The sequence below is a fragment of the Acidiphilium rubrum genome (genome assembly GCF_900156265.1).
Classification (GTDB): domain Bacteria; phylum Pseudomonadota; class Alphaproteobacteria; order Acetobacterales; family Acetobacteraceae; genus Acidiphilium; species Acidiphilium rubrum.
Genome location: NZ_FTNE01000015.1, coordinates 81,194 through 91,998, shown reverse-complemented (window position 1 = coordinate 91,998; position 10,805 = coordinate 81,194). Strand labels below are relative to the sequence as shown.

General features: G+C 63.6%; 11 protein-coding genes. 5 read left to right on the top strand and 6 right to left on the bottom strand.

Translation table 11 applies throughout. The features are described 5' to 3' along the window. On the bottom strand, window positions 1-223 hold a 223-nt coding region (locus tag BW994_RS12305), incomplete at its 3' end, for a transposase (RefSeq protein ID WP_139334101.1). Window positions 224-309: 86 nt separating this feature from the next. Here BW994_RS12305 and BW994_RS19690 point away from each other — a divergent pair. Beyond that, window positions 310-474: a hypothetical protein gene (locus BW994_RS19690; RefSeq protein ID WP_156038129.1), complete on the top strand. Its 165-nt coding sequence runs from the start codon at window positions 310-312 to the stop codon at window positions 472-474. 707 nt (window positions 475-1,181) lie between these two features. Further along, the gene (locus tag BW994_RS12300) at window positions 1,182-2,618 is read left to right on the top strand and encodes a Hint domain-containing protein (RefSeq protein ID WP_051657314.1); all 1,437 of its coding nucleotides are present in this window, start codon (window positions 1,182-1,184) and stop codon (window positions 2,616-2,618) included. A gap of 16 nt (window positions 2,619-2,634) precedes the next feature. Here BW994_RS12300 and BW994_RS12295 read toward each other — a convergent pair whose 3' ends face one another. After that, window positions 2,635-4,299 carry an NAD+ synthase gene (locus BW994_RS12295; protein ID WP_029311704.1) on the bottom strand — a complete coding sequence of 555 codons (1,665 nt, stop codon included), beginning with the start codon at window positions 4,297-4,299 and terminating at the stop codon, window positions 2,635-2,637. Between the two features lie 171 nt (window positions 4,300-4,470). On the opposite strand from BW994_RS12295, the gene BW994_RS12290 reads away from it, so the two are divergent. Genes BW994_RS12290 through BW994_RS12280 form a run of 3 tightly spaced genes read left to right on the top strand, consistent with a single transcriptional unit; the run spans window position 4,471 to window position 5,795 of the window. Next, a complete protein-coding gene (locus tag BW994_RS12290; RefSeq protein WP_029311703.1) occupies window positions 4,471-4,785 on the top strand; it encodes a hypothetical protein in 315 nt (104 codons plus the stop codon). 18 nt (window positions 4,786-4,803) lie between these two features. Further along, the gene (locus tag BW994_RS12285; protein ID WP_408734947.1) at window positions 4,804-5,235 is read left to right on the top strand and encodes a YidB family protein; all 432 of its coding nucleotides are present in this window, start codon (window positions 4,804-4,806) and stop codon (window positions 5,233-5,235) included. Window positions 5,236-5,240: 5 nt separating this feature from the next. Further along, window positions 5,241-5,795: an NADPH-dependent FMN reductase gene (locus BW994_RS12280; protein WP_029311701.1), complete on the top strand. Its 555-nt coding sequence runs from the start codon at window positions 5,241-5,243 to the stop codon at window positions 5,793-5,795. A gap of 15 nt (window positions 5,796-5,810) precedes the next feature. On the opposite strand, the gene BW994_RS12275 is transcribed toward BW994_RS12280, so the two are convergent. The 4 genes from BW994_RS12275 to gorA all read right to left on the bottom strand — a co-directional run bounded on the left by BW994_RS12275 (window position 5,811) and on the right by gorA (window position 10,756). Then, window positions 5,811-6,584: a PEP-CTERM sorting domain-containing protein gene (locus BW994_RS12275; protein WP_029311700.1), complete on the bottom strand. Its 774-nt coding sequence runs from the start codon at window positions 6,582-6,584 to the stop codon at window positions 5,811-5,813. A 180-nt stretch (window positions 6,585-6,764) separates the two neighbouring features. Further along, window positions 6,765-7,928, bottom strand: coding sequence for a beta/alpha barrel domain-containing protein (locus BW994_RS12270; protein WP_029311699.1), 1,164 nt, complete (start codon window positions 7,926-7,928; stop codon window positions 6,765-6,767). After that, entirely contained in the window at window positions 7,928-9,334 is a 1,407-nt protein-coding gene (locus tag BW994_RS12265) for a class II 3-deoxy-7-phosphoheptulonate synthase (RefSeq protein WP_029311698.1), read from the bottom strand. The genes BW994_RS12270 and BW994_RS12265 overlap by 1 nt, the downstream gene beginning before the upstream one ends. Before the next feature lie 48 nt (window positions 9,335-9,382). Further along, the gene (gorA, locus tag BW994_RS12260) at window positions 9,383-10,756 is read right to left on the bottom strand and encodes a glutathione-disulfide reductase (RefSeq protein WP_029311697.1); all 1,374 of its coding nucleotides are present in this window, start codon (window positions 10,754-10,756) and stop codon (window positions 9,383-9,385) included. Between the last annotated feature and the right edge of the window lie 49 nt (window positions 10,757-10,805).

The window sequence follows — 10,805 nt, the reverse complement described above, 5'->3', positions numbered from 1 at the left end:
TCGCCATCACGCGGACCGGAATGAACTCCGGCTCCACCCGCACCGGCGCCAACTCACCGCGCCGAACCTGCCCGCGCCATTTCCACAACTGCCCTCGCGAAATCTCGTGCCGCCGTGCCACCAAGGCAAATACAGCATCCGGTGCCTCAGCTTCCGCGACAATCCGAAGCTTGTCTTCATCCCGCCAGCGACGCCGGCGCTCAGTCCCCGTGATGATCTCCATCCGCCACAGCTCCCTGCATATGAATCAGCTCATAGCAGCGCTCTTATGAGCGGCTTCTTCCCGTAGCGGCAGGCGGCTCAGACCGGATGGTTACGCTCTACAACGCCATGGGCATCGACCTGCCGACCGAACCGCCCTTCGGCCCCGACCCACCGCCCGACTCCCGCCGCCACATCCTCTTCGGCGCGGCACAACCTGACCAGACCCACGCCCCGACGCCCATCTTCGATCTCGAAATTCGACCTGCCTGAACCTCAACCCATGCACGCCTATATTGTTACGATATAGCAATAAAACGACGGAATTTCCGCCAGCACCGCACGGCGCAACCACTTGACGTGTAATCAATCTAACGCGAGCTTCGTTTGTCAATAACGCCCAACGTCCGACGCGGAGCGATCGCAGCGTCCCGTCCACCGACCAGCGACGCTCGCGCGCCCGGCCATTTTCAAACCCGATCGCCGCGCCGATCACACCGCATGAAGCTGAAACGAAACACAAGACCCCATTAACCTCTTGATCTAGCGTATTTTCCGAGCAACTAATTAGCGTGCTGATATCCGATACGCTAACAAGACAAATTTTTCCACATGAGTCTCTAAAAAAATATTACTTGCTAAAATTGTGTGTTAACAAAAATTAAAAAGATTGAAACCGTTTACCGTTCAGCGTACGTATTCCTGATACGATCAACGTATTGCAGGAGCGCGCCATGAGCGGGACCACGTTAATAACGATAGCGGCACTGGGTACCGGGTCAATTACCACGTCCGGCAACTACGATGTCTCGGTGGATATCGGGATAGGCGTCGGTGACACGCTTAATATACAGGGAGCGGCTGGTTCTCAGCCCATCATCGCAAACGTCAATGAGAGCATTGTCGGCGTCAGTGCCTTAACGACGACGAATATCAGCAACGCGGACGAAGTCCTGACCGGATTAGCAGGCGTCTCTCTGTTGTCCGATTTCAATATCGGCGCCAACAGTCAGGGATTGGCAACCGGCAACGGCACGCTCGAGCTTGGCTCGGCAATCGGAATCAGCGCGTTGGATACCATCAATTTCGATGGTGCCGGCAACAAACTGGTGATCGATCCCGGCGTGAGCCTCAATCTGTTGGGAGCCCTGAACAATTTCGGCACCGGCGACCAGATCGAATTGAAGGGCGTTACCGCAACATCCGCAACCTTTACCCAGAACAAGGTCTTGCTCGGTCAGGGAACCGCGCCCGGCGGCGTGATCGATCTCTTCAACAACGGCACGGTCATCGGCAGTGTCAGCCTCTCCACCGGCACGTTCGGCACCAACGCCTTCAACGTCGCTCCCGATCCCAACGGCGGCATCGACCTCACCGTCTGCTTCCTCGAAGGCACCCGCCTGCTCGGCCTGCACGGTGATATCGCGGTCGAGGACATGGAGCCCGGCGACCGCCTGATCACCGACAGCGGCGCCATGCGCCCGGTCAAATGGGTCGGCCACCGCACCATCGATGCCGCCCGCCACCCCCGCCCGGAAACCGTCTGGCCCATCCGCATCGAAGCCGGCGCCATCGACCACGGCCTGCCGGAACGCACCCTCTACGTGTCACCCGATCACGCCCTGTTCATCGATGGCTGCCTGATCCCCGCCAAAATCCTGGTCAACGGCCGCTCGATCGTCCAGGAACCGCGCGACCGGATCAGCTATTTCCATGTTGAACTCGAGAGCCACGACATCCTGCTCGCCGAATCCCTCCCCGTGGAATCGTATCTCGAAACCGGCAATCGCAATTTCTTCGAAAACAGCGGCGCCGCGATGGTCCTGCACCCGCACATGGCGCAGACCAAACGCGAAGCCGAAGGCTGCGCGCCCTTCCTCGAAGCCGGCGATATCGTCACCCGCATCCGCGCCCGCCTGCTCGAGCGCCTGCCCAAACTGCGCCAGTCCCACGATTGCCGCCTGCGCGCCCTGACCGAGCAGGGTGCCCTGCCGGTCACCGTGGTCGACAGCCTGACCTACCGGATCGATCTGATCCAGCCTTGCGTCAATGTCGTACTGGTATCCAACGCCATGGTTCCCGCCGAGTACGACGCCGCCTCGCGTGACCGCCGCCGCCTCGGCCTCGACATCGCCTCCCTCGAGGTCGAAACCGCCAGCGGCAGCCGGGCCATCAGGCTCGACGAACCCACCCTGCGGTCCGGCTGGCACAACGACGAAGACACCCACCGTTGGACCAACGGCGAAGCCCTCGTCCCGTCCAGCCTGCTCGAAGGCGGCCAGGCTCTGATCATCCGCCTGAACGCGCTTGCAACCTACGCGGCCGACCCAGCCGCCGAGCGCGATGCCGCGCGCGTGGCCGACCTCGTCATGGTCCGCCAGATGTCGGCCCTGCGCCGCCTCGGACTGCTGGAATAACCAGCACCCGGCCCGATCAGGTCACCAGCGTGGTAAACCCGTTGGTGATCGGATAGCGCCGGTCGCGGCCGAACGCCCTGGGGGTGATCTTCACCCCCGGCGGCGCCTGGCGCCGCTTGTATTCAGCCCGGTCGAGCAGCCGCCACACCCGCGCGACCGTCGCCCGATCATACCCCGAAGCCACCACATCCTCGATCGCCGCCTCGCCCTCGATCAGCGCCGCCAGGATCGCATCGAGCACCTCATAGGGCGGCAGGCTGTCCTGGTCGGTCTGATTGTCGCGCAATTCCGCACTCGGCGGCTTGCTGATCACCCGCTCGGGCATCACCATCTCCGCCGGCCCCAGCGCATTGTCCGGCCGATGCGCATTCCGCCAGCGGCACAAATCGAACACGGTGGTCTTGTAGACATCCTTGAGCACCGAATACCCGCCGCACATATCGCCATACAGCGTGGCATAACCGACCGACATTTCCGATTTGTTCCCGGTCGTCAGGACCATCGCGCCCAATTTGTTCGACAGCGCCATCAAAATCAGCCCCCGCGCGCGCGACTGGATGTTCTCCTCGGTGATATCCGGCGCCCGCCCCTCGAACAGCGGCCCAAGCGCCGCCTCGAATGCGCCGGTCGCCGCACTGATCGGCACGGTATCGCAGCGGATTCCCAGCAACGCAGCGCAGGCGGCAGCATCCTCCAGACTATGCGAGCTGGTGTACCGGCTCGGCATCATCACCGCCCGCACCCGGTCGGCCCCCAGCGCATCGACCGCGACGGCCGCGGAAATCGCACTGTCGATCCCGCCCGAGAGCCCCAGAATCACCCCCGGAAAGCCGTTCTTGTTCACATAATCCGCAAGCCCCATCACCATCGCCCGGTATACCAGGTCGAGCCGCGCGGGATCGGGCGGGATCGCATGCGGCGCACACACGAGCCCGGCATTGCCGCGCCGCCACTGCGTCACCGCCAGCCCGGCCTCGAAATGCGCCATCCGCAGCGCGATCGAACGATCCGCATTGAGCGCGAACGAAGCGCCATCGAACACGATCTCGTCCTGCCCGCCGGTCAGCGCGGCAAAAATGAACGGCAACCCGGTTTCGACCACCCGGTTCAGCGCCAGCTGAATCCGCCGCCCCTGCTTGCCGTCCTCGAACGGCGAGGCATTGGTCGAAATCAGAATCTCCGCCCCGGATTCCGCCAAGGTCTCCGGCACCGCCGGAAACCACCAATCCTCACAGATCAGCACGCCCAGCCGAAACCCACGAAACTTCACCGGCCCCGGCGCGGGCCCCGCCACGAACACCCGCTTTTCGTCGAACACGCCGTAATTCGGCAGTTCATGCTTGGCCCGCCGCGCAATGATCGCGCCGCCATCCATCACGAACGCCGCATTGTGCAGCGCCCCGTCGGCCAGCCAGGGCAGGCCGGCCACAATGCCCGGCCCGCCATCGGCGGTATCGGCCGCCAGCGCCTCGGCCGCCGCATGACAGGCGGCGATGAACGCCGGTTTCAGCACCAGATCCTCGGGCGGATACCCGGCGATGCTGAGCTCCGGCGTTACCAGCAGATCGGCCCCGGCCTCCGCGGCTTGCGCGCGGGCCGCCCTGATCGCGGCCAGATTTTTGTCGATCGCGCCGACATGCAGGTCGAGCTGGGCAATCGCGATGTTGAGCGTTTCGGTCATGCGACAATGATAGGCGGAAATCGTGGCCCCGTCATGATCGCCGGCGGAGAGCGGCCTTGTTTTAGCCGCAACGCGGCGGTAATGCGGCTCACGCGCTCGTGAGGTCCCAACGATCCGGGCGCGCGGCGTCCAATCCTGCTCGGCTTCACGCAATTCACGGAGATGATTTCAATGACGATCACCAAAATCCTACGGGCGACAGTGCCCGCCCTGGCACTCGCCTTTACCATGGGCGCCATCGGCACCGCCCATGCCAGCACTAAAAAGAAGACCACCGAGAGCCACATGAGCCACAGCAAGCTACCTGGCTACAAAACCGAAGCCGAGGCCAAGACCGCCTGCGGCATGGGCGGCGTCGTGTGGCACGCCACCGGCAGCAAGGCCTATCACACCGCGAAATCGAAATATTTCGGCAAGACCAAGCACGGTGCCTACGTCTGCGAAAAAGCGGCGATGGAAGACCATCTGCACGCCGCCAAGAATTAATTACGACACCCGTCGATCTTGTTGACTCGCGACCGGATTTGCCTGCCTGATCCGGTCGCGATTTCATTCAAGGGGGGTATCATGGGCTTGTTCGATCAGATTTCCGGCATGGTCAGTTCCGCACTCGGCGGCGGCGATGCCCCAGCCGGCGATGCCCCGGGCGGCGACGTCCAGGCCCAGGTGATGAGTGTGCTGCAACAGCACGGCATCGATGGCATGTCCGGCGTGATGCAGCAGTTCGAGCAATCGGGCATGGGTGCCCACGTCGCCTCATGGATCGGCAACGGCCAGAACCTGCCGATCTCGGCCGACCAAGTCCAGCAGGCGCTCGGCAACCCGGTGATCGCCTCGATCGCCGAGCGATTCGGCATCGATCCCACCACAGCCGCCAACCTGCTGGCGCAGCACCTGCCGGCCGCGGTCGATCAGGCCACGCCGGACGCATCGTAACACCCATGGCCGCGTTCAATATTCTGGGTCTGTGCGGCAGTCTGCGGCAGGGATCGCTCAACATGGCCGCCCTTCGCGCGGCGGCCGATCTGGTGCCCGAAGGTGTCGCGATCGAGATTGCCGCCATCGGCGACATCCCCCTCTATAACGATGATATCCGCGCCATCGGCACGCCCGCGCCGGTCCTCACCCTCGCCGGCCAGATCGCCGCAGCGGATGCGGTGCTGATCGCAACCCCCGAATATAATTACTCGATCCCCGGCGTGCTGAAAAACACCATCGACTGGCTCTCCCGCTGCGACCCCCAGCCGTTTCGCGGCAAGCCGGTCGCCATCATGGGCGCCAGCCCCGGCATGATCGGCACGGCACGTGCCCAGTACGATCTGCGCAAAGTGTTCGTCTTTCTCGATGCGCATGTGCTGAACAAGCCGGAAATCATGATCGGCGGCGCCGGTCAGAAATTCGATGGCACCGGCGTTCTGACGGATGCGACGACTCGCCAGTTCATCGCCCAGCAGATCATAGCACTGCGCGACTGGGCGCTGCGTCTGCGCCCCTGAACCTGCACCCGCGGCTTATCGTAGTCTGAGTATCATGGCCCGCGCCGCCCGGCGCCGGAGCCACCAGTTGATCAGCGCGAACATCAGAACGCCGCCGCCCAGCAGGATCAGGCTGCCAGGCTCGGGCACCGCGACCAGCGGCGACGCGACGGTGCCGCTCCCGCCGGCATTCACACTGGCTTCGGGGTCAGGCTGCAGCGGCGGCGTGTAGCTGGCAATCCCGCCGGACAGGACCGAAAACGACCCCGGCAGCATCGTCACAATCGCGGGCGTAAATGTGCTGAGCGGTGCGGTCAGCGGATTTGCCACCAGCGGAGCCTGTTCGGTGTACAGGAACTGATCGGCAACCATGTTCAGCGTGTATCGATCACCCGTCTGCAACAGCGAATTGATCGTGAGGATGAAGAGCGTCTGTTCAGTCTGCCCGATCAGGACACCGTTTTGGAAGGTCTGAATATATTGCCCGAGCAGATCGAGCGTTGCGTTGCTGTAGCTCGTCGTGACGTCGTTGTTGGTGTACGTGCCGCTGACGCCGGAAAAGACCAGCCCGGTACCGATGCCGTCAGGTGCGTAGGATTGCGCGGGCAGCGTCGCCGTGAAGGAAAACGGCGAGGCGGCGAACGGTGCGGTCGCCTGCGCGGGCGTGACATAGCTTCCGCTGTAGCTGATGGTCGCGGTCGCGGTGGTCGAAGGCACCGTCGGATCGAACCGGATCACGACACTGGCCGATGCTGCCACCGGCAGGCTCAGTGCAAAGACCAGAAGCAGCGGCATAAACGATGGTTTCATGGATCATCCCTGGATGTCACGAGTTAATTGCACGATCGCATGCAAACTATGCAAAATCGGTGCCACCATATGATTTCAAAAGGTTAACGATCTTGACATCTGACGGGTGTAAAGTTTTCTGACATTTCCGTGAAGCCGAACCGCGCTCGCGGGCTACGCCGCAGGAGTTGTGCCGCGTCATCACGCCCGATCGCGCAGCAGGAACTCCCGGCCGATCTTGACCCGCGGTTCACCGTCATACGCAACGATATCGGCTGTCGCGTAGGTCTCGCCCCAGGTCTCGGGGATGAAGCTGCCGGTGCCGACCACGTCGATCGGCGTATGGGCATCGGCTAGCACGCTGCATTTCTCGACGCCGAACCCCGATGACGCGACGATTTTCACCCGGATGAACCCGGCGTCGTCGAGCGTCTCGCGCATCCGCCAGATCGCGGCGGCCGATACGCCGGTGCCGATCAGATAGCGTAGCTCATTATGGCTGCGATAGCGGCGGATCGCCCCCGGCGCATGGCGTTCCATCACGGCGTAGCTGGCCTGCGGATCGAGCCCTTCGAGAAACCGCCCGCCATGGGTATCGAGCCGCACCGACAGCCGGCCCGCCGCCGCCAGATCGGGAAAGCGCTGGCAGACCGCCAGCGCATCGGTGATTTCCATGCCAAAATAATCGGTCAGCACCGTCAGATCGTTGTCGGGGAAGGTTTCGCGGAACATTTCGGCGGCGCGCAGCGTCGAGCCGGCATAGCCGATCAGGGCGTGCGGCATCGTGCCATAGCCATGCGGCGCGCCGAAATAATGCGCCGTCGCATCATTGGCGTTGCCAATAAAGCCACGCGCCCCCTCGGCCTGGGCGGCGCGCGAGCCGACCGAGGCGGCATAGGCCATCATCTCCTGCATCTCCGCCCCGGCACAATGGCGCGCCTCCATCGCGAGAAAGGCGGATTTCGGCAGCGCCGCACACATTTGATAGGCGTTATGCGCGGCGACACAGGCGGGGCCGAGTTTCTGCAGCAAAATAGTCTCGAGATCGACCAGCGTGATGAAACTGCCGGTGATATAAGCGATCGGCTCGCCCGCGCCGACCCAGGCGCCTTCGGGGTGCGGCAGTTCGATATCGATCCGCTCGCCCCGCGCCGCCACGACCTCGTTCAACCAGCGCAGCATCAGCGCTGGGGCGGACACCACCGGACGGCGCAGAAAATACGCGTAGGTCACCCGGCTATCGCCGAATTTCTCGACGATCGCTTTGGTGCGGTTGAAATACGCATCGGTCCGCGCCGCGATCGCAGCATCGAGATCGGCCCGTGTGCCGGTTGTCGCAGCGCTCCGGCGGGTGACCCGGCTCATTATTCCGCGGCGATCTCGGTGCTGCGCGGCGCCCGGCGCGCCTTTAGCTCCGCCGCGATCAGGAAGGCGAGTTCGAGCGATTGCTCGGCGTTCAACCGCGGGTCGCAGAAGGTTTCGTAGCGCGAAGACAAATCCGCCTCCGACAATTGGCGTGCACCGCCGACGCATTCCGTGACGTCCTGGCCGGTCATCTCGACATGCACGCCGCCGGGGATTGTGCCCTCGGCCTCATGAATATCGAAAAACCCGCGCACTTCGGACAGGATCGCATCGAACCGCCTGGTCTTGATCCGCCCGGCGGTGGTGATCGTGTTGCCGTGCATCGGGTCGCACAGCCAGGCGTTGCGGCGCCCCTCACGCTTGGCGGCGCGCAGCAGTTTCGGCAGTTTCGCCGCGACGTGATCGGCCCCCATACGGGCGATCAGGGTCAGCCGGCCCGGTTCATTGTCAGGGTCGAGCCGGTCGATCAGGCGGAGCATGTCGTCCTCCTCCATGCTCGGCCCGACCTTCATGCCGATCGGGTTTTTCACACCGCGCATGAACTCCACATGCGCCCCCTCGAGCTGGCGGGTCCGATCGCCGATCCACAGGAAATGCGCCGAACAGGCATAATGCTCGCCGGTGGTGGAATCGACGCGGGTCAACGCCTGCTCATAGGGCAGCAGCAGCGATTCGTGGCTGGTGTAGAACTCGGTCTCGTGGATCTGCGGCGTCGATTGGCTGGTCATGCCGCAGGCGGCCATGAATTGCAGCGTTTCGTCGATCCGCGAGGACAAATCGCGGTAACGCTCCGCGAGCGGCGAGCGGCGCACGAAATCGAGGTTCCAGCGATGCACCTGATGCAGATCGGCATAGCCGCCGGAGGCGAAGGCGCGCAGCAGGTTGAGCGTGCCGGCGGATTGGAAATAGCCGAACTCCATCCGCGCCGGGTCGGGAATCCGCGCTTCCGGGCTGAAATCCGGGCCGTTGACAATATCGCCGCGGTAGGAGGGCAGGGTGACCCCGCCGATCGTCTCGGTATCGGAACTGCGCGGCTTGGCGAACTGCCCGGCCATCCGGCCGAGTTTCACCACCGGCACCGAACCGCCATATGTCAGTACCACGGCCATCTGCAGCAGGACGCGGAACGTGTCGCGGATGATATTGGCCGTAAAATCGCCGAAGCTTTCCGCGCAATCGCCGCCGTGCAGCACGAAGGCGCGCCCTTCGGCGGCAAGTGCGAGGGCGGTTTTCAGCCGGCGCGCTTCCCCCGCGAACACCAGCGGCGGAAACCGGTGCAGCCGTGCTTCCATCGCCGCGAGCTTGTCTTGGTCCGGATAGCTCGGAACCTGCAAAATGGGCTTCGCGCGCCACGAATCGGGCGTCCAGGGTCCAAGAGCGGCGGTATTCACGGTCGTTGCTGTCATGGCGATCTCCTCGAAGGCATCGCTATAATCCGGAAACGCCGCAACATGCTACTCCGCTGCTTTCGCATCGGCCGTGCCGACCAGGCGGGTCTCGGTCCGCAGGGTGACGAATTCCTCAGCGGCGGTCGGGTGGATGCCGATGGTCCGGTCGAAATCGGCCTTGGTCGCCCCGGCGGTGATGGCGATCGCGATGCCCTGCATGATCTCGGCGGCATCCTCGCCCAGCATATGCGCGCCGATCACCCGGTCGGTCTTGCCATCGACGATCAGTTTCATCAGCGTCTTGCGCGACCGGCCACTGAGCGCGTGGCGCATGGCGGTAAACCTCGTCAGGAAAATACGCGACCCCGGCGGGGCTTCGTCCTCGGTGACCCCGATGGTCGCGAGCGGCGGGATCGAAAACACAGCGCTCGCGACGTTTTTCAGCGAGACCCCCCGTGGGCTGTTGCCGAACAACGTGTCGGCCAGCGCATGGCCTTCGGCGGTGGCGACGGGGGTAAGGTTGAGCCGGTCGGTGACGTCGCCGAGGGCGAAAATATGCGGGATATTGGTGTGAAACCCGTCATCGATCGGGATGGCACCGCTCGGCGCGAGCGTGACGCCGGCCCGTTCGAGGCCGAGACCCGCGGTATTGGGCGTGCGGCCGGTTGCGAAAAAGATGCAATCCGCATCGATATGCTGCCCGTTCGACAGATGCAGCCGCCTCGCCTCGCCCCGATCCTCGATCCGCAGCGGGAACTGACCCGGATGGAGGGTGATGCCGTTGGTATCGAGCGCCTCGGCCAGGCTGTAGCGCAGGTCGGGATCGAAGCCGCGTAGCGGCAGCGGCTGGCGGTAGACCAGATCGACCTGCGAGCCGAGTCCATTAAAAATACCCGCGAATTCGACGCCGATATAGCCGCCGCCGATCATGACGACCCGGTTGGGGCGTTCGGGCAGATAGAACGCATCGTCGGAAATGATGCCGAGTTCGCCGCCGGGAATATCCGGCCTGATCGGATGGCCGCCGGTGGCGATGGCGATGCGCGCGGCGGTGTGCGGCGTGCCGCCGACATCAATCGTATGGGCGTCCAGCATGGTGGCGCGGGCGTTGAAAATCGTGGCGCCGGCGCGTTCGAGCAGCCCGGTATAGGCCCCGTTGAGTCGGGCGATCTCGCTATTTTTGGCGCTGAGAAACCGGGGCCAGTCGTGATCGCCCTTGGTCATGCTCCAGCCGAAACCGGCCGCATCATCCGCGGCATGGCCATATTCCGAGGCCATCACCATCAGTTTTTTCGGCACGCAGCCAATGTTGACGCAGGTACCGCCCCAGAACCGATCCTCGGCAATGGCAACTTTGGCACCATGCCCGGCGGCGATCCGTGCCAAGCGGACACCGGCCGAGCCGCCGCCGATCACGAACAGGTCGAAATCATGGGTCATGCGATAACAATGCTCCTGAAAACTTAATGAACTGTTTCGCATGGGAGCG